This window comes from Pseudarthrobacter sp. TE3704 (assembly GCF_056279405.1).
The window spans coordinates 116,918-134,320 of record NZ_JBWCCJ010000002.1 but is presented as its reverse complement, the minus strand read 5'-3'; the positions used below and the strand labels follow the sequence as shown (position 1 = coordinate 134,320).

16 protein-coding genes are annotated in these 17,403 nt (G+C 65.6%); 7 read left to right on the top strand and 9 right to left on the bottom strand.

Going from position 1 to position 17,403, the window contains the following annotated elements; genetic code table 11:
• Positions 1-21: 21 nt before the first annotated feature.
• Positions 22-600, bottom strand: a complete 579-nt coding sequence (locus tag ACZ9BC_RS04565; RefSeq protein WP_476244955.1) for a hypothetical protein — start codon at positions 598-600, stop codon at positions 22-24.
• Complete coding sequence (locus ACZ9BC_RS04560; protein WP_476244954.1) at positions 590-895, bottom strand: hypothetical protein; 306 nt, start codon at positions 893-895, stop codon at positions 590-592. Before ACZ9BC_RS04560 ends, ACZ9BC_RS04565 begins: the two co-directional genes overlap by 11 nt.
• Before the next feature lie 267 nt (positions 896-1,162).
• Here ACZ9BC_RS04560 and ACZ9BC_RS04555 point away from each other — a divergent pair, with 267 nt between their 5' ends.
• The gene (locus ACZ9BC_RS04555) at positions 1,163-1,576 is read left to right on the top strand and encodes a CBS domain-containing protein (protein WP_079596004.1); all 414 of its coding nucleotides are present in this window, start codon (positions 1,163-1,165) and stop codon (positions 1,574-1,576) included.
• A 93-nt stretch (positions 1,577-1,669) separates the two neighbouring features.
• On the opposite strand, the gene ACZ9BC_RS04550 is transcribed toward ACZ9BC_RS04555, so the two are convergent.
• Positions 1,670-2,185, bottom strand: coding sequence for a flavin reductase family protein (locus ACZ9BC_RS04550; protein ID WP_275731091.1), 516 nt, complete (start codon positions 2,183-2,185; stop codon positions 1,670-1,672).
• Positions 2,186-2,529: 344 nt separating this feature from the next.
• Here ACZ9BC_RS04550 and ACZ9BC_RS04545 point away from each other — a divergent pair, with 344 nt between their 5' ends.
• The 6 genes from ACZ9BC_RS04545 to ACZ9BC_RS04520 are packed head-to-tail and all read left to right on the top strand — an operon-like array spanning position 2,530 to position 10,365.
• A complete protein-coding gene (locus ACZ9BC_RS04545; RefSeq protein ID WP_476244953.1) occupies positions 2,530-3,963 on the top strand; it encodes an FAD-binding oxidoreductase in 1,434 nt (477 codons plus the stop codon).
• A gap of 37 nt (positions 3,964-4,000) precedes the next feature.
• Positions 4,001-5,644 (top strand): ABC transporter substrate-binding protein, encoded by a 1,644-nt coding sequence (locus ACZ9BC_RS04540; RefSeq protein ID WP_476244952.1) that lies wholly within the window; start codon positions 4,001-4,003, stop codon positions 5,642-5,644.
• Positions 5,641-6,594 (top strand): ABC transporter permease, encoded by a 954-nt coding sequence (locus tag ACZ9BC_RS04535; protein WP_476244951.1) that lies wholly within the window; start codon positions 5,641-5,643, stop codon positions 6,592-6,594. Before ACZ9BC_RS04540 ends, ACZ9BC_RS04535 begins: the two co-directional genes overlap by 4 nt.
• Positions 6,591-7,439 (top strand): ABC transporter permease, encoded by an 849-nt coding sequence (locus ACZ9BC_RS04530; protein ID WP_275731080.1) that lies wholly within the window; start codon positions 6,591-6,593, stop codon positions 7,437-7,439. Before ACZ9BC_RS04535 ends, ACZ9BC_RS04530 begins: the two co-directional genes overlap by 4 nt.
• The gene (locus ACZ9BC_RS04525; protein ID WP_476244950.1) at positions 7,436-9,157 is read left to right on the top strand and encodes a dipeptide ABC transporter ATP-binding protein; all 1,722 of its coding nucleotides are present in this window, start codon (positions 7,436-7,438) and stop codon (positions 9,155-9,157) included. The genes ACZ9BC_RS04530 and ACZ9BC_RS04525 overlap by 4 nt, the downstream gene beginning before the upstream one ends.
• Positions 9,154-10,365 carry an aminotransferase-like domain-containing protein gene (locus ACZ9BC_RS04520; protein ID WP_476244949.1) on the top strand — a complete coding sequence of 404 codons (1,212 nt, stop codon included), beginning with the start codon at positions 9,154-9,156 and terminating at the stop codon, positions 10,363-10,365. Before ACZ9BC_RS04525 ends, ACZ9BC_RS04520 begins: the two co-directional genes overlap by 4 nt.
• 30 nt (positions 10,366-10,395) lie before the next feature.
• On the opposite strand, the gene ACZ9BC_RS04515 is transcribed toward ACZ9BC_RS04520, so the two are convergent.
• Genes ACZ9BC_RS04515 through ACZ9BC_RS04490 form a run of 6 tightly spaced genes read right to left on the bottom strand, consistent with a single transcriptional unit; the run spans position 10,396 to position 17,002 of the window.
• Positions 10,396-11,340, bottom strand: a complete 945-nt coding sequence (locus tag ACZ9BC_RS04515; protein ID WP_476244948.1) for a 5'-3' exonuclease — start codon at positions 11,338-11,340, stop codon at positions 10,396-10,398.
• A gap of 57 nt (positions 11,341-11,397) precedes the next feature.
• Positions 11,398-12,402 carry a D-2-hydroxyacid dehydrogenase gene (locus ACZ9BC_RS04510; RefSeq protein WP_476244947.1) on the bottom strand — a complete coding sequence of 335 codons (1,005 nt, stop codon included), beginning with the start codon at positions 12,400-12,402 and terminating at the stop codon, positions 11,398-11,400.
• Positions 12,399-13,475, bottom strand: coding sequence for a tartrate dehydrogenase (locus ACZ9BC_RS04505; RefSeq protein ID WP_476244946.1), 1,077 nt, complete (start codon positions 13,473-13,475; stop codon positions 12,399-12,401). Before ACZ9BC_RS04505 ends, ACZ9BC_RS04510 begins: the two co-directional genes overlap by 4 nt.
• The gene (locus ACZ9BC_RS04500; protein WP_476244945.1) at positions 13,472-15,007 is read right to left on the bottom strand and encodes an aldehyde dehydrogenase family protein; all 1,536 of its coding nucleotides are present in this window, start codon (positions 15,005-15,007) and stop codon (positions 13,472-13,474) included. Before ACZ9BC_RS04500 ends, ACZ9BC_RS04505 begins: the two co-directional genes overlap by 4 nt.
• A gap of 15 nt (positions 15,008-15,022) precedes the next feature.
• The gene (locus ACZ9BC_RS04495) at positions 15,023-16,300 is read right to left on the bottom strand and encodes an NAD(P)/FAD-dependent oxidoreductase (protein WP_476244944.1); all 1,278 of its coding nucleotides are present in this window, start codon (positions 16,298-16,300) and stop codon (positions 15,023-15,025) included.
• Between the two features lie 27 nt (positions 16,301-16,327).
• A complete protein-coding gene (locus ACZ9BC_RS04490; protein WP_476244943.1) occupies positions 16,328-17,002 on the bottom strand; it encodes a haloacid dehalogenase type II in 675 nt (224 codons plus the stop codon).
• Between the last annotated feature and the right edge of the window lie 401 nt (positions 17,003-17,403).

Below are 17,403 nucleotides of genomic sequence, written 5' to 3'. Positions count from 1 at the left end.
GGCGAGTGACTGCCGGCCCGGTCAGGGCTTGCCTTGGCCCTTGCCTTTCCCCTTGGCATCCTTGGCTGCTTCCGGAAGTGCCGCTTCCTGGCCCGCCGGAACAGGCACCGGTGGGGGCGCTACGGTCTGCTCTCCGGACACCGGCTGGATCGGCTGCGTCTGGGGCGCAATGGGGTCGGCCGGTGCTGCCACGGGAGGCCCGGCCGTGCCGGATGCCGGTGCCGGTGCCGGGGCCGCCAGCTGGCCGGCTATTTCCGTGCGGACTGCGTCTAAAGCTGTTTCAATGCCAAGCAGGCGCGGAGCCGAAATCCGGCCCTCGCGCGCGGCGGCGTCCAGGTCCTTCTCCAGCGCCTGGAGTGCGGCCAGGGCTCCGTCCATCCTGTTTTCCGCTGCTGCCTGGCTGATACTCAGGACCCTGATCTGGAAGCCGCGGAGGGTGGCTTCGTCAGAGTCGGAAAGCCGGAAACCCATCACCCCGGCAACGACAATGGCCGCCACGGCACCCGCAACTGCCAGTGCCGCGACGGCTGCCAGGAGCCGCCGTACCGCAGTTGGCCGGGCCGGGCCGGATCCTGTGGATCCCGGCACCTCAGGCGGCATGCCGGCCACGGAGCGGCGGGACGGCGGCAGGCCTGGCAGGCAGGACCGTCACGCTGGCCATGCGCGCTTCCGGTGCCTGGACCGCGACGGGGCGGGTGCGGGCGCCTCTCACGATCCGGCGGGCGGCAAACCGTACCACCATGGCCAGCAGGTGGCCGATGCCCACCCCAAGGAGGACATGGCCGGCCAGGTACTGACCGCCAAGTCCGGCAGCGCCGAAGGGCGCACCCGCAGCCACGGCGGCTCCGCCGGCCGTCAGCATCAGCGACCAGGCAACACCGAATACTGTGCCCATTACCCCTGCTTCCCTCATCCGGTTAATCAGCATGCTTACCAGTAATGCTCAGCAAGCTTACTACTTGGTCCCGCGGATGCAACAAGGTACTAGCGGCCAGCCGGACACCACCAGGGGTGCGGCGCCACTGCTCTGGACATCAATAATCAGCAGGCTTAGCATTTTTTATCGGCCAGCTCTCCGGAGCCGTCACGTACCAGCAGGGTTCCGAAGAGCCATCCGAGCAGGCAAAAGAGACACTGCACGGCATTCATGAAGGAGGCCATCATGACAACGGCACGGGAAATCATGACCGGTGGCGCGGAGTGCATCGGTGAAAACGAAACCCTGGAAGCAGCGGCCCGGAAAATGAAGGAACTTGACGTCGGTTCGCTTCCCATCTGCGGTGAAGACAACCGGCTCAAGGGCATGGTGACGGACCGCGACATCGTGGTGAAATGCCTGGCCGAAGGCGGCGACCCGCGCAGCGTCAAGGCGGGTGAACTGGGTGAGGGCAAGCCGGTGACCATTGGCGCCGATGATTCCATTGAAGAAGCAATCCGCACCATGCAGGACCATCAGGTGCGCCGGCTTCCCGTTATTGACGGGCACAACCTGGTGGGCGTCCTGAGCCAGGCCGATATCGCCAAGAACTACCCCGAGGACCGCGTGGGCGAACTCGTCGCCTTCATTTCCTACTGAATATCCGGCACGCAGACAGAAGGAGGCTGCCATATCCCCCGCGGATATGGCAGCCTCATTTTGTCTGCGAATTGTCAGCTTTTGCGGCAGGCGTCAGCCGGCAGCCTCGAGGAGGCTTTTCGCCGGCGTCAATCCTGCATAGCGGCCTTTGAAAAACAGGAGCGGTTCTGCGTCCTGGCGGGCATTCAGGTGCCGGACTGCCCCCACCACAATGGTGTGGTCGCCGCCGTCGTATTCCGCATGGAGTTCGCAGTCAATCCAGGCGAGGGCGTCGTCCAGAATTGGATTGCCCAACGGAGAAGGCGTGTAGGCCACTCCCGCGAATTTATCCGAGCCTGAACGGGCAAACTGACCGGCCAGGTGCTGGTGCTCTGCCGGAAGAATGTTAACCGTAAAGGAACCTGCTTTCCGCAGCACGGGCCATGTGCTCGATGTCCGGGCCGGGCTGAAGGTTACCAGGGCCGGATCCAGGGAAAGGGATGCGAAGGACTGGCACGTGAACCCGGCCGGCCCGTCCTTCGTGGCGCTGGTAATCACGGTCAGTCCGGTGGCAAAACTTCCAAAGATGTCCCGGAGCCGCCGGGGAGCAAGATCTGATGTGGCTGTCATGGGAATGGCCTCTCCTGTGGATCGTTACCTCACCAAACCATCCGCAATTCAGGTTCTTCAAGCCCTTCCGCAACGATTGGACGCGCCCCGCCATACGGAGACATATCGGTAAATATTCCGTCACCAGCAGGGCAATACCTCGAAAAGTGTCGCCCTTTGACGAAACGCTAATTCCGGTGTCCTGCAATTGCGAATTGTTGATCCGCGCGTCATGCCAAGTGGCGGCCTATTCCATGACGGCGCTAATTTTCCATCAGACCCCAGTCATTTCGCGGCCGGGATATCCGAATTCGTTGACCGGGAATCACTTTGCCCGGTCCAGTCGCCCTGAAGGAAACACCGGCATGACATCCATTGACACCGAAGCGCCACCCGCCGTCGAACCGGCACGCGCCATTGACACCTTCTACCGGGAACTGGTTGACCGGCACCCCGACATCGAGGCACTGGCTCCCGCCTCCGGAACACGCCGCTACGGCTTTGATGCGGCGACGGCCAAAACGGCGGAGGCCGGCGGCGGCAACCCCGGTCCCGCCGTCGTTTTCCCTGCGAGCGCCCGGCAGGTGCAGCAGGTTGTCCGCCTTGCAGCCGGGCTTGGCATCTCCGTGGTGCCCCGCGGCGCCGGGACGGGGCTGTCGGGCGGCGCCACCGCCGAAGCTAACCAGGTGGTGCTCTCCACGGAACGGATGGCCGGCGTAATCGAGATTTCGCCGCTGGACGAAGTGGCCGTGGTGGAACCGGGAATCATCAACGCGGAGTTGAACGCCCGGCTCGAGCCATACGGCCTCTTCTATGCACCCGATCCGGCCAGCTTTGACATCTCCTCCATCGGCGGCAACATCGCCACGAACGCCGGCGGCCTGCGCTGCGCCAAATACGGCGTCACCCGCGAATCCGTCCTTGCCCTCGACGTCGTCCTGGCCGACGGCAGCCTTGTCTCTGTAGGCCACCGGTCGATCAAAGGCGTGACCGGCCTGGACCTGACGTCCCTGTTCGTAGGCTCCGAAGGCATCCTGGGCATCGTGGTGCGCGCAACCCTCCGCCTTCGCCCCATTCCCGTGGCCCGAAAGACCCTCACCGCTTTCTTCGACAGTACCGCTGAGGGCGCCGACGGCCTGGCCGCGATCACGCTGTCCGCCGTCCGCCCGGCGGCCATCGAGTTCTTCGACACCCCCAGCCTCGAAAATATCGATGTGCACTCCGGTACGGCGCTCAGCGAGCGCGGCGCTGCCCTGATCCTCATTGAGATCGACGGGTACGGCATCGAGGAGCAGGCATCGGACCTCAAGGCAGCCCTGGCGGCGCGCGGAGGCCGCGTGACCGTTGAAAGCGAGGAAGCGGGCCGCCGCCTCTGGGAGCTCCGCCGCAGCGGCCGAGGCTTTCCTGAGGGCCAGTGGTTCATCGGGGAGGACATCGCCGTCCCCAAGTCCAAGCTGCCCAGCGTCTATAAATCCTTCCCTGCACTCGAGGCCCGGTTCGGGGTCAAAATCTCGGCAGTTTCGCACGCCGGGGACGGAAACCTCCACCCGGTGATCAGCATGGACATCAAGCCCGGCGACGACCCCGCACATCCCCCGGCCTCCCTCCAGGACGCCGCCACAGCCTTGGTGCGGGTTGCCCTCGACCTCGGCGGAACCGTCACCGGAGAACACGGCGTGGGAACCATCAAACAGGAATGGGCCGCCCTGGAACTTTCCGCACGGATCCGCCGCGCACAGCACGCCATCAAGGCAGCCCTGGACCCCGACGGGCTGCTGAACCCCGGCAAAGCTATCTAGCCCCACGGCCCACCTACCATTCTGAGGAGAACTTTCCATGCATCCCACCACACTCAGGCGCCGCGCCTTCATCGCCGGCGTCAGCGCCATCACCGCCTCTGCACTGCTCACTGCCTGCGGCGGCGTGTCCGCCACCAGTTCGTCCGACGCCGGCACCCCAGTGGACGGCGGAAACATCACGTTCCTGATCCAGGGCTATGACACAGGCTGGGTGTCCAGCAAGACCTCCATCTCAAGCTACGAAGGCAACCTCTGGGGCCAGATCACCGACAAGCTCGTCTACGTCGATGAGAAGGGCCAGCTGAGCCCGTGGATCGCCGAAAGCTGGGAGGAACTCAACGGGGCGAAGGACTTCGTCCTGCACCTGAAAGAGGGCGTCACGTTCTCCGACGGCACTCCCCTGGACGCCGCAGCCGTTGTGGCCAACCTGAACGCCTGGGCCAAAGGGGACCCGGACCGGGGCATCAGCAAAGTAGGCCTCTTCCCATCCAGCAACTTCGTCAGCGCCGAGGCCACGGACAGCAGCACCGTCAAGGTCTCCTTCTCTTCCCCGGCCCTCGGCTTCATCGCGACGCTCGCCTACCACGGGTGCATCCTCCTCTCCCCCAAGACGCTCGCCCTGCCGGTGGACGCGCAAGCGGACCTCGCCCAGGAAATCGGCAGCGGGCCGTTCGTGCTCAAGTCCTGGAAGCAGGGCGACAGCTACGTGCTGGAGAAGCGCAAAGACTACAACTGGGGACCTTCCGCGCTCGGCCACACCGGTCCGGCGCGCCTGGACACCATCACCTACAAGGTCATCAAGGACACCTCTGTCCGGACGTCCACGGTGGCCTCGGGCCAGGCCGAGGTGTCCTTCAACGTGGAACCGCAGGAGATCGAGTCGCTGAAGGCGCAGGGTTTTACGGTGGGTACGCCCAAGTACCTGGGCTTCGTGGACGGTTTCCAGGTCAACACCCAGGCCTTCCCCACCAACGAAGCGAGTGTGCGCCAGGCCATCCAGCACGGCATCGACCGCGAGGAAATCCGGAAGACGGTCTACACGGACGACTGGGACGCAGCCACAACCTTCATCCAGGGCAATGTTCCCGAAGCCGGGGACTACAGCAGCTCCTTCGCCTTCGATCCCGAGCGCGCCAAGAAACTGCTGGACGACGCCGGCTGGAAGCCCGGAGCGGATGGCTTCCGCGTGAAGGACGGGAAGACCCTTGAAATCCCGCTGACACCGAATCCCTACGTCCCCTCCACGAAGGCAGAAGACGAACTGATCGCGCAGCAGCTCGAGCGGATCGGGATCAAAGTCAACCTCAAGGTGGTGGACGTGGCAGGATACGCGGCTATCCAGGCCAGCCGCCCGCCGCTGTTCCAGACCTCCCGGAGCTTCGTCGACGTGGGCACGGTGGCCGGGGTCCTGACCAGCCAGAACAAGGGTGAAGACTGGTTCAACCTTGGTACCAGCGACCAGAAGCTCAACGACCTCTCCACCGCAATCGCCAGCGCCTCCGACAGGGAATCCCGCGAAAAGGTGGCCGGTGAACTGCAGCAGTACGTGCTGGAGCAGGGATACTTCATCCCGCTGAACCAGCTGGTCCAGCGGCTCTACCTCATCTCGCCCGCCGTCAAGGGCGTGCAGTACAACGGACTTGCCTACGCGAACTTCTACACCGCATGGGTTGCCAAGTGACCAGCGAATACCGCCGGTTTGCCCTCACCAGGGCAGGCCAGGCCGTCGTCGTCATCCTCCTCGCCTATGTCCTGACGTTCCTGATCATCAGCGTCCTGCCCGGTGACGCCATCACCAATACGCTCCGGGACCCGCAGTCAGGCCTCAGCGAGGCGGACATCCAGCGGATCGTAGCGTTCTACGGACTGGACCAGCCGGCGGCAGCACAGCTTGCACTTTCGCTGGGCCGGTTCCTGACGGGACAACTCGGCTTTTCGCTGCAGTCCAACCTTCCAGTGGCCCAGCTGGTGGGTGATGCCCTGCCCTCCACGCTCACCCTGGCCGGCAGTGCACTGCTCATCTCCCTGGTGTTCGCGGTGGCCATCGCCTACGGCGCACATCACGCCCCGGGCAAGTGGGCCGGCCTGCTGCGGTCGCTGCCGTCACTGTTCCTGTCCGTGCCCAACTTCGTCATCGGCCTGGTGCTGATCGAGCTGTTTGCCTTCAAGCTGCACTCCTTCACCACCACCGACCCGAACAGCGCCGCCGCCACGTTCTTCGCCGCGGTCACCCTGGCCATACCGGTGTCCGCGCCGCTGGCCGAGGTGCTGATCGCCGGCCTCGATCACGAATCACGCCAGGACTATGCCCTCGTGGCCCGCTCACGGGGACTGACCGAGGCACGACTTTTCGCCAAGCACCTGGTCAAACCGTCGGCGCTGCCGTCGGTGGCCATGATTGCGCTGATCGTTGGTGAACTGCTGGGCGGCTCGGTGATCACCGAGACAATCTTCGGGCGCGACGGCGTCGGCACCCTGGTCCAGAACGCCGTGACCGGTGAGGACCAGCCCGTCCTGCAGGCCGTCGTCGCGCTGTCCGCGGTCGTCTTCGTGGCCGTCAACCTCGCTGCCGATCTCCTCACCCCGTTGCTCGACCCGAGGGTCAAAATCCGAGAGGCGGTGGACGCATGAGCGCCGACCTGACGTTTGCCCGGCTTCGCACCGCGGGTGCCGGGAGCATCACCCGGCCCGGCATCCCGCCGACTGTGGTGCTGTCATTCCTCGTGGTCCTGCTGGTGGTGCTGTGGTCGCTGCTGCCCGGGCTCTTCACCTCCTACAGCCCGGTCAGCGGGGACACGGCCAGCAAACTGGCCGCTCCCAGCGCGGGGCACTGGTTCGGCACGGACTACCTGGGCCGCGACCAGTACGCCAGGGTGGTCTACGGCACGGCGTCGTCGGTGACCAGCGCCCTGGTTGCGGTGGTCATTGGCCTGGTGCTTGGCAGCGCCATCGGGTTGGCCAGCGGTTTCCGCGGCGGCTGGCTGGACACGGCGCTGGGCCGCTTCGTCGATGTCCTCCTGGCCATTCCCGGCTTCCTCCTTGCCGTGGTCATTGTCAGCTCCCTGGGCTTCCAGACCATCAACGCAGCAATCGCCACGGGCGTGTCCGCCGTCGCCGTTTTTGCCCGCCTGATGCGTGCCGAGGTCATCCGGGTCCGCCAGGCAGCGTTCGTCGAAGCCTCCTACCTTGCGGGCGGCAACCGGCTACAGGCACTGATGACGCATGTTCTGCCGAACGCCTACCGCCCGGTGCTGGTGCTGGCAGTCCTGCAGTTCGGCACATCCATCCTGGTGATCGCTTCCCTTGCCTTCCTCGGCTACGGCGATCCTCCCCCGGCGTCGGACTGGGGCCTCCTGGTGGCGTCCGGCAAGACCTATCCCACCGCGCCCTGGCTGGTCTACGCGCCCGCGCTCGTCATTGTGGCCACGGTGCTTGCCGTCAACCGGATCAGCCGATGGCTTCGGAACTCCAAATGAGCGCACTCAACCCGAACGGAAAGGACACTACGGTGCCGGTACTTGAAGCGGAGCCGCTGCTGGCCGTCGAAGGCCTCAATGTGGCGTACGGCGGCAACGGGGTGGTGCACAACGTCGGTTTCTCCCTCGGCCGGGGCGAAAGCCTTGCGCTGATCGGCGAGTCAGGATCAGGGAAGTCGACCATCGCCAAGGCGATCCTCCGGTTGCTGGTGCCCGGCGACGCCCGGGTAAGCGGCAGTGTGCGGCTGGCCGGCCAGGAGGTGCTTGGACTGCCGGAGCGGCAGTTCAGGCAGCTACGGGGCCGGCGGCTGGGCTTCATCCCCCAGGACCCTGGTTCCGCCTTGAACCCGGTCCGGACCATCGGGGCCCAGGCGCAGGAAGCGGCCGCACTGCTTGACGGGACAGACCAGGGCGCCAGGCGTGCCGCCATCCTTCAGGTGTTTGAGCAGGTGGGCCTGCCGGATCCCCGCCGGATCTACGATTCCTACCCCCACCAGCTCTCGGGCGGGATGCTCCAGCGTGTCCTGATAGCGCTGACAGTGCTGCCCCGGCCGTCGCTGATCGTGGCCGATGAGCCCACGTCCGCCCTGGACGTGACCGTCCAAAAGCTGATCCTGGACCTGATCGGGGATCTGCGGCGTGAGCTGGGCATCAGCCTCCTGCTGATCACCCACGACTTGGCCATCGCCGCCGAACGCGCCGATTCCTTGGTGGTCCTGAAAGACGGGGCGGTGCAGGAACAGGGCTCCTCCCGGGAGGTGTTCGCCGCTCCGGGCACCGCCTATGCCCGCAGCCTCCAGGCTGACGTTCCCGCCCTGAACCCGGACCGCTACCGGAGCCAGCGCGCTGCGGAGCACCTGGACCGGAGCACCCGCGCCGGGCAGGCGCAGATTGTGGTGGACGGCATCTCCAAGCGTTTCCAGGCCGGCACCAGGGAGGTGGTGGCCCTGGACAAGGTGTCCTTCTCCGTGGAACGCGGCCGTACCCATGCCCTGGTTGGCGAATCCGGTTCCGGGAAGACAACCGCCGTCCGGCTGCTGCTGGGGCTGGACCAGCCCGACACCGGCAGTATCGCGGTGGGGGGCCTGTCCCTCTCCGGGCTGTCGCGGGACAACCTCCGCGATGTCCGCCGGCATCTGCAGCTGGTGTACCAGAACCCGTTCACCTCGCTGGACCCGACATGGCGGGTGGGCCGGATTGTCCGGGAACCGCTGGACCGGTTCGCCGTGGGAGCCAAGTCCAGCCGCGATGACCGCGTCCGGGAAGCCCTGCTGTCCGTCGGACTGCCGGCGGAGACCGCGGAGCGCAGGCCGGCGCACTTGTCCGGCGGCCAGCGCCAGCGCGTAGCCATAGCCCGTGCGCTGGTGGTGCGTCCCGACGTCGTGGTCCTGGACGAGCCCACCTCCGCACTGGACGTCAGCGTGCAGGCGGACATCCTGGAGCTCCTTGCCCGGCTGCAGCGGGACCTTGGCCTGACGTATCTTTTCGTTTCGCACGACCTGGCCCTGGTGCGGCAGGTCGCGGACACCGTGTCCGTCCTGCGGCGGGGCCAGACGGTGGAACAGGGAACCGTTGACCAGGTCTTCACCGCCCCGCAGCACCCGTACACCCGCGCGCTTCTCGGCGCGATTCCGGGAGCGGGCCCGGCCACCGCTGCCCCCGGCCCGGAATCCGCGTCCACGTCCACCCCCGACAACCTGGCAAAGGCTGCATCATGACCGCAACGACACTCCACACCGTCCTCCCCGCCCCCGCCCGCAAACCCGCGCTGATCGTGGGCTTTACGGCACCCCAGGGGTTCGGTGACGCGACCCTCCGGGACCGACGGGAGGACGCGATCGAGCTCCTGGGCGGCATCCCGGACCCCGGCGTACTGCCGGCGGACGAACTCGCCGCCGCCACCGCCCGGGTCCTTGCCCTGCAGGGCGTGCCCGCCCTGCAGTACTCCCGGACCGAAGGGATTTCACCGCTGCGGGAGTGGATCGCTGCGCGCGAAGGCGTTCCGGTGGAGCGCATCATCATCACCAATGGCGGTTTCCACGGCTTGTCCCTCGGCATCCAGGCCGTGGTGGAGCGCGGCGACCTGGTAGCGGTGGACAACCCGATTTTTCCGCTGTTCCTGCGCGGGCTGCAGCTGTCCGGCGCGGACATCCTGCCGGTCCGGGTAGGGCCCACCGGCCTGGACGTGGAGGAGTTGGCGGACCGGCTGCGGAAAGGGGCACGGCCCTCGGCGCTGTATACCGTGCCGGACTTCCACAACCCATCACAAGGCACGCTGCCCGCGGAAGCACGCGGTGAGCTGGTGCGGCTCGCCGAGCAGTACGGCTTCGTGATCCTCGCCGACAACCCCTACCGGGAGCTCTGGTATACGGACGGTCCGGAGAGCGTGGAGGCTTTCAACACCTCGGACCACGTCATCCATGTCAACACCTTCACCAAGACGCTAGGTCCCGGACTCCGGCTGGGCTGGCTGGTGGCCCCGGAGCACCTGGCCCAGGACCTGGTGGCGCTGCGCAGCAGGCAGGACTCACACAGTTCCACGCTGGTCCAGGCAATCGTGGGTCACATGCTGCTTACCGAACCGGAGCTCTTCGATGCCACCCTGGGACGGGCGCGGGAGCTGTACCGGACGCGGGCGGTTGCTCTGGCAAAGGCGCTTGAGAGGGAGGCCCCCGGAGCCTTCGACATCACAGTTCCCGGCGGCGGCCTGTTCCTGTGGCCCAGGCTGCGGGATGAGGGCATCGACGCCGATCGCCTGGCGGCTGCTGCCAGCGCGGAGGGCATCGAGTACCAGCGTGGTTCGTTCTTTGCTTCCGGCCCCGGCACCGATGCCGCACGCCACCTTCGCCTTGCCTTCGGCGACGTCGCGGTGCCGCGCCTCGAAGAGGCTGCCGAACGCCTGGGGCGGGCTCTGCGGAAGCAGTAATTACGGGCTGGGCGGCGTTCCGGCTCTGCCCTACGCCTGTCCCCTGAGGTCGAGCGCTGCAAGGAGCCGGGTGACTGAGCCGCCCAGGTTCCATTCGACGGCAAGCCGTTCAAGTTCGGCGCGGGCATCCCCGGTGACGGGGCGCAACTGCGCGCCGGCTTCCTCCAGGGTGGGCAGCTCCAGGTTCCGCACCAAACGGACGACGGCGGGGGCTACTTTCAGGTAGTCGGCGGCGGCGGCGAGTTTGGCCCGCACCGGGCCGGCCAATCCGCTGCCGTCGTCGTCGGCCGCTTCCAGCAGCCCTTCCAGGGTGCCGTACTTCAAAAGCAGGGACGCCGCCGTCTTCTCCCCGATCCCGGCGACGCCCGGGAGCCCGTCCGAAGCGTCGCCGCGGAGGGTGGCGTAATCGGCATACTGCTGGGGCAGCACCCGGTACTTCCGCACCACGGTCTCTTCGGTCATCACTTCGAGGTTGCGCATGCCGCGGGCGGTGTAGATCACGCGGACCTGGCGGCCGTCGTCGCACACCTGGAAGAGGTCCCGGTCACCGGTAACTACGTCGACGGGCAGGTCCGCGTGGCTCGCGTAGGTGCCCACAACGTCGTCGGCCTCGTGCTCGGCGGCGCCCACCACGGCGATGCCCGCAAGATCCAGCGTCCGTCGGATCATGGGGAGCTGCGCCTCCAGCGCGTCCGGGACCACTTCGACGTCGGGGGCGTCCGTGACTGCCTCGGCCACGCGGTGCGACTTGTAGGTGGGGAGAAGGTCCACCCGCCACTGCGGACGCCAGTCATCATCCCAGCACGCCACCAGATGCGTGGCGTGGTAGTCGGTGGTGAGCCTGGCGATCATGTCCAGCAGGCCACGTACTGCATTGACAGGAATCCCGTCCGGGCGGCGGATGGTGTCGGGCATGCCGTAGAAGGCGCGGAAGTACAAGGACGCACTGTCGAGCAGCATCAGGCGGTGGGGCATACCTGATCCTGACATGCCGTTGCGCAGTACGGCTACGCGTGGTCCGGTTTCGGCGGGCTAACCGCCGGGCGGGGACGGCTCGGGGGTGGCGACGAAGCCGAGGCTTTTGTCCACGATGTTGTGGAGGGCCTCGCCGTTCCGGTACCTCACCAGGTTGTCCACGAAGAGTTTGCCGAGGTCATCGAGGTAGTCCTCAGTGTCGCCGCTCATATGCGGGGTGATGATGACGTTGCCCATCCCCCACAGCGGGTGTCCTTCCGGCAGCGGTTCGGGGTGCACGACGTCCAGGGCGGCTCCGGCGATGGACCCGGACGCCAGGGCTTCCGTGAGTGCTTGGGTGTGGACCAGCTCGCCGCGCCCGACGTTGATCAACCTGGCGTCGGGTTTCATCGCGGCCAGGACGTCGTGGTTGACCATGCCCCGCGTCCGGTCCGTCAGGGGCGCTGCGAGGACCACATAGTCGTACCCCTGTACCGCGCGAGCCAGTTCTGCAGAGGAATGGATGCGGCCGAAGTCACCGTCCCCGGGCCGTTCCGCACGGCCGGCCCCGTCCACAGCCATGCCGACGGCACCGAAAAGCCGGGCAATTTCCCGGCCGATGGATCCGGTGCCCACCACGAGGGCGGACTGGCCCTGGATCTTGCGGCTGGTCCGGTGCTGCCAGCGTTGCTGCTGCTGGAGCCGGAATGAACCGGGGGCGTCCTTGGCCATGTCCAGCACGAAGCCGAGGGCGAATTCGGCGATCGCGCGGCTGAGCACGCCGCGGGAATTCGTGTACGTGATGCCGCTGAGGATGAGTTCGTCGAAGAGCAGCTGGCTGACGCCGGCGGCGGAGACGTGGACCCATTTCAGCGACGCCGCAGCACCCCAGTTTTGCTTCAGGGCGGGTGAGAAGGAGTGCCACTGGTAGAGCACATCCGCGCCATCCAGTGCCTTGGCCAGTCCGTCGGCTTTAGCCAGCCGGACCTCGGCAAGGTCCTCAATCTCGGCAAGGAAGGGCGGAGGCTCTTCCCGATAGAGGGCAACAACGACAGGGCGCCGCTCGCGAAGCAGCCTCTTCACAGGGCCGGTTCCGCCTGGGCGAGGGTGTCGATGGCGGCCAGAACAGCGGCGGTGAATTCGGCGGTGGAGGAGGTGCCCCCGACGTCCCGGGTGCCGTGCCCGTCGCGCAGGGCGGATTCGAACGCGGACTGCAGGTGGGCGGCCGCCTCCGGGTGGCCCAGGTGTTCGAGCATCATGGCCCCGGACCAGATCTGGCCCACCGGATTGGCGAGGCCCTTCCCGGCAATGTCCGGGGCCGACCCGTGGACCGGTTCGAACAGGGACGGAAAGTCACCCTCGGGGTTGAGGTTCGCGCTGGGTGCCAGGCCGATGGACCCCGTCACGGAACTGCCCAGGTCGGAGAGAATGTCGCCCAGCAGGTTCGAGGCCACAATGACATCCAGCGTCCACGGCTTGAGGACCAGATGCGCGGCCAGCGCATCCACCAGCTCATGCGTCACGCTCACGCCTGGATAGTCCCGGACCGTTTCGGCCACCACCTCGTCCCAGAACGGCATGGTGTGGATGATCCCGTTGCTCTTGGTTGCCGAGGTCAGTCTGCCCGTGCGCGAAGCGGCAAGCCCCGCGGCGAAGTGGGCAGCACGGGAAACTCCCAGGCGGGTGAAGATGGTTTCCTGGACAGCGGTCTCGTGCGGCAGGCCACGATACATGCGGCCGCCCACCTCGGAGTACTCCCCCTCGTTGTTCTCCCGCACGATCAGGATGTCGATCGGCTTGTCAGAAGCAAGCGGTGACGCCACGCCGTCGAGCGTTTTGACCGGACGGAGGTTGATGTACTGCTGGAACTCCCGGCGGATCGGGATCAGCAGTCCCCACAACGATTCCGTGTCCGGAACATCCGGGGAGCCCACCGCTCCCAGAAATACCGCGTCATGCGAGGCCAACTGTTCGAGCCCGTGCTGCGGCATCATCCTGCCGTGCCGCAGGTAGTAGTCCGATCCCCAGTCGAAGTGGGTGAACTCCAGGTGCAGCCCGTGGATCGCGGCGATCTGCTCGAGGCAGGTGATGGCTGCCGGAACCACTTCTTTGCCGATGCCGTCACCGGCAATGACGGCGATGCTGTGCGTGCTCATGCTGTCCGTTCTGTCAGCCCGCCAAGCTGTTGCCAGCCCGGTCCCGGCTCTGTGAGGTTGATGATGGTGTTCTTGGGCTCGGTCATCTCATGCACGGCGTGGCGCACGCCTTCACGGCCAACGCCGGACTTCTTGAACCCGCCAAACGGCATGGAATCAATACGGACGTCGCTGGTCTCGTTGATGACCACCGCTCCCACTTGCAGCCGATCGGCGATGGCCAGGGCAAGGTCGATGGATTGGGTAAACACCCCTGCCTGCAGGCCGTATTCGGTGTCGTTGGCCGCGTAGATGGCGTCCGAAACCTCGATGAACGGCAGGAGGGTCACCACCGGCCCGAACACTTCGTCGCGGATGACCCTGCAGTGGGACGGCACGTTAGTCAGCACGGTGGGCTCGAAAAAGGTGCCGCGGCGGCGGCCGCCCGCATGCACGGTGGCGCCGGCGTTCCTGGCTTCTTCCACCCATTCCTCCACCCGGCGGGCCTCCGTCTTGGATATCAGCGGGCCGACGTCGGTGGTCCGGTCAAGCTTTGGCCCTGTCCTCAGTGCCCTCGTGCGCGCCGTGACCTGCTCCAGGACCTGGTCAAACAGGGAGGTGTGCACGTAGACACGCTGCACGGACAGGCAGTTCTGCCCCGCCACCCCGAACGCCCCTGCGACCACCGCCGCGGCGGCCTTTTCAGGGTTGGCATCTGCGCAAACAATGGTGGCGTTGTTCCCGCCCAGCTCGGACAGGATCTTCTTCGCTCCCGCCGCCGCTGCAATGCGCTCAGCGGTTTCCGGGCCGCCGGTGAAGGAAATCAGGTCCACCCGCGGGTCGGTGATCAGGGCTTCGGAAACTCCCGGACCGGTGACGATAACCGCAACCCGGCCCGGCGGGACGCCCGCTTCGAGCAGCAAGCGGACCAGGGCAAGCCCCGTCAAGGGAGTCCGCGTGGAAGGTTTAAGCACGACGCCGTTGCCTCCGATCAGTGCCGGGCCCAGCTTGTGTGCCACCAGGTTCAGCGGATCATTGAACGGGGTGATGGCTGCGACAATGCCAACCGGCTTGCGGCTGAACCAGCCGATCCTGTTGCCGCCGGAGGTGCTGTCATCAAACCCCAGGGTTTCCCCGGCAAGGGTGCCGGACGCTGCTGCGGAGAGCCGCAGCGTTTCGATGCAGCGGCGCACCTCACGCTCGGCCTCGGTGATGGTCTTGCTGCTCTCTGCCGCAATGATGTTGGCAAACCGCTCGGCCTGCTCTCCCAGCAGCTGCACCGCCTTTTCCAGCGCCTCCCGCCGGGCGTGCAGCGGCCACTCTCCGGCGTGCAGATGATGGTGGATGTATCCGATTGCACGTCGGACGTCCTGGGGTGTGGATGTGCAAACCCGCCCCAGCAGGAGGCCGTCCTGGGGGTCGCGCACCTCCAGTTCCAGGCCGGAGGTTTGCCACTGGCCCTCGAGGAAGGCGCCGCCGGGAAGGTTGGCAAATTCTGACCGGCCGTCCCCTGTTTCCGGGCGCGCTTCATCGAGGATTGTTGATGGCGACATGTGATCCCTTGTCTGTTACTTGACGCGGTCGATGATTTTGGCGGCTGCGCCGATGAAGGGCAGGAACCAGGGTGGGCCGAAGTGGCCCGGCACTGGCGGATTCTTCAGGTCTTCCCAGACGTTCGCGGACTTGTCTCCGGCCATGTAATGGGCCATCCGCTTCCCCATGTGGGCGGCCATCTGTACTCCGTGTCCGCTGTAGCAGAGGGAATAGAAGAGGCCGTCATGCTGGCCCGCGTGCACCATCTGGTCCATGGAGAGGTCCACCAGGCCGCCCCAAATGTAGTCCACTTTCGCGTTCGAGAGGTACGGGAAGAGTTCGAGCATGGCCTTGCGCAGGATTTCGGCGCTCTTGACATCCGAGTCAGGGCTGGACAGGGCAAAGCGGGCCCGGCCGCCGAAGAGCAGCCGGTTGTCCGGGGTGATCCGGAAGTAGTAGGTCAGCATCTTGCTGTCCGAGGCCTGCCGCCGGTTCGGCAGGATCCGGTTGACCACGTCTTCGGGCAACGGGTCGGTGACGATGATGAAGCTGCCTACCGGGATCACGCGGCGCTGCAGCCATGGCGTGATGTTGCCGGTGTAGCCGCTGGTGGCGACCAGGACCTGCTTCGCCCTGGTGATGCCCCGGGTGGTGTGAACGTCGTGCACGGTGCCGGAGACCTTCTTCAGCTCGGTCACGGCGGAGTTCTCGCAGATGTCCGCCCCGGCGGCCGCGGCCGCCCCCGCGAGACCGTGGACGAACTTTCCCACATGCAGACCTGCTCCGAGGGGGTCAAGCATGGCTCCCTGGTAGAAGTCGGTGCCGATTTCGCTGTGGATTTCGGATTTAGGGATGACCGTGACATGGTGGTCCGCCAGGCCCGCCAGCAGTTCCTGCGACTTGAGCATCCCCTCGTAGTGGGACTTATGGAACGCCAGCGAGAGCTTTCCAAACCGCTTGTAGTCGCAGTCAATGCCATTGTCGTGCACCAGCTTCTCGATGCTGTCGATGGCGTCGTTGTATTCATGGAACATCTCGACTGCCCGGGCACCCCCGTAGCGCTTGACTGCGGTGCTGAAGCCGATGGCCAACCCGGTGGTCGCCATTCCCCCGTTGCGTCCGGATGCGCCCCATCCCACGGTGTGCCGTTCGAAAACGGCGACGCTTGCGCCTTGCTTGGCAAATTCCAGGGCCGCGGACAGCCCCGTGAATCCTGCGCCGATGATGGCCACATCGACATTTTCAGGTACCGGGGTCTGCCGGTAGTCTCCGGATGCTTTGGCTGTGTCCAGCCAGTAAGGAATGAGTTTCACGGTGTCGCCTTTCGCCTCGACGTCGGTCTAGAGACCGAGGTGCTTGTTGATCTCGTCCAGGGACTTGGCGGTGTTGAGGCCGTAGCCCGGGCCGATGGGGTCATAGCCACGGTCCAGCATCCAGAGGTTACGGAAGCCCATGTCGTGCATCGGGTGCATGTCGTAGCGGGTGTGCGAGGAGATGTGCAGGAAGTCCTCCGGCGTGGCGTTCAGGGTATCCAGCATGTACTCGAAAGCCTGGTAGCGCGGCTTGTAGGCCTGGGCCTGCTCAGCGGTCAGCACGGCGTGGAAGTCAGCGCCGAGCTTGGGAATGCTGATGTCCAGGAAGTTGTCGTCGGCGTTGGACAGAGCCACGAGCTTGTAGTTGTCGCCCATAAGCTTCAGCGGGGCCGGCACGTCTTCGTGGGCAACCCAGCCCCGTACAGCCTCGGCGAATTCTGCGCCGGCACCTTCAGTGGGCCCGATGCCCCAGCGCCTGCACACGCGGTCAAAGGAATCCTGGAGGATCTGCTCGTAGGGCTTGAAGTCGCCAAGGACCTCGTCGAACCGGTACCCGCGGAACTGCTTCTTGAAGGCAGGCCACTGCTCTTCAGAAATGCGGCCATCGAGCAGCCGACGGGTGGTGGGATCAATGTCGAAGTTGATGAGCGTGCCGTACACATCAAAAGAGATGTACTTCGGCCGGAGGTTCGTGTCTGCCATGATTCGTCCGTTCCTTGGGGTCTTACACGTGAACCGCGCTGTTCCTGGCTCTGTGTCCGTGATGTGTGCGGGCTGCGGGATGTCTTCCGGTGCCGGAAACCTCTTCTGCCCGCTTCGCTTCGACTCTAGGCCCCGTAATTGTAGATTGTCAACAGTTCAGACAGGACGAGCCCCTTTCGCCTAGCCCGGCGGGTACATCAACTTTATTATCGTCAATTGTTGACAATCAGCGATTTCAGGAGTTGCATTGCTCTTGGATGCGGAACGAGATCAGGATCACATTCCGCATAAAGCAGGAAGCACAACCGAACCTCCCATTGCCGCATTGGCGCGACAAAGGGCATGCGGGACGGTCCTGAAAACCAGAATTGCACCCGTTTCAGCAGAAGACTCCAGCTGAA

Bases quoted from the DNA above. Each gene is read 5' to 3' on its own strand.
- ACZ9BC_RS04565 (WP_476244955.1), bottom strand. From the start codon at position 600: ATGCCGCCTGAGGTGCCGGGATCCACAGGATCCGGCCCGGCCCGGCCA.
- ACZ9BC_RS04560 (WP_476244954.1), bottom strand. From the start codon at position 895: ATGGGCACAGTATTCGGTGTTGCCTGGTCGCTGATGCTGACGGCCGGC.
- ACZ9BC_RS04555 (WP_079596004.1), top strand. From the start codon at position 1,163: ATGACAACGGCACGGGAAATCATGACCGGTGGCGCGGAGTGCATCGGT.
- ACZ9BC_RS04550 (WP_275731091.1), bottom strand. From the start codon at position 2,185: ATGACAGCCACATCAGATCTTGCTCCCCGGCGGCTCCGGGACATCTTT.
- ACZ9BC_RS04545 (WP_476244953.1), top strand. From the start codon at position 2,530: ATGACATCCATTGACACCGAAGCGCCACCCGCCGTCGAACCGGCACGC.
- ACZ9BC_RS04540 (WP_476244952.1), top strand. From the start codon at position 4,001: ATGCATCCCACCACACTCAGGCGCCGCGCCTTCATCGCCGGCGTCAGC.
- ACZ9BC_RS04530 (WP_275731080.1), top strand. From the start codon at position 6,591: ATGAGCGCCGACCTGACGTTTGCCCGGCTTCGCACCGCGGGTGCCGGG.
- ACZ9BC_RS04525 (WP_476244950.1), top strand. From the start codon at position 7,436: ATGAGCGCACTCAACCCGAACGGAAAGGACACTACGGTGCCGGTACTT.
- ACZ9BC_RS04520 (WP_476244949.1), top strand. From the start codon at position 9,154: ATGACCGCAACGACACTCCACACCGTCCTCCCCGCCCCCGCCCGCAAA.
- ACZ9BC_RS04515 (WP_476244948.1), bottom strand. From the start codon at position 11,340: ATGCCCCACCGCCTGATGCTGCTCGACAGTGCGTCCTTGTACTTCCGC.
- ACZ9BC_RS04505 (WP_476244946.1), bottom strand. From the start codon at position 13,475: ATGAGCACGCACAGCATCGCCGTCATTGCCGGTGACGGCATCGGCAAA.
- ACZ9BC_RS04500 (WP_476244945.1), bottom strand. From the start codon at position 15,007: ATGTCGCCATCAACAATCCTCGATGAAGCGCGCCCGGAAACAGGGGAC.
- ACZ9BC_RS04490 (WP_476244943.1), bottom strand. From the start codon at position 17,002: ATGGCAGACACGAACCTCCGGCCGAAGTACATCTCTTTTGATGTGTAC.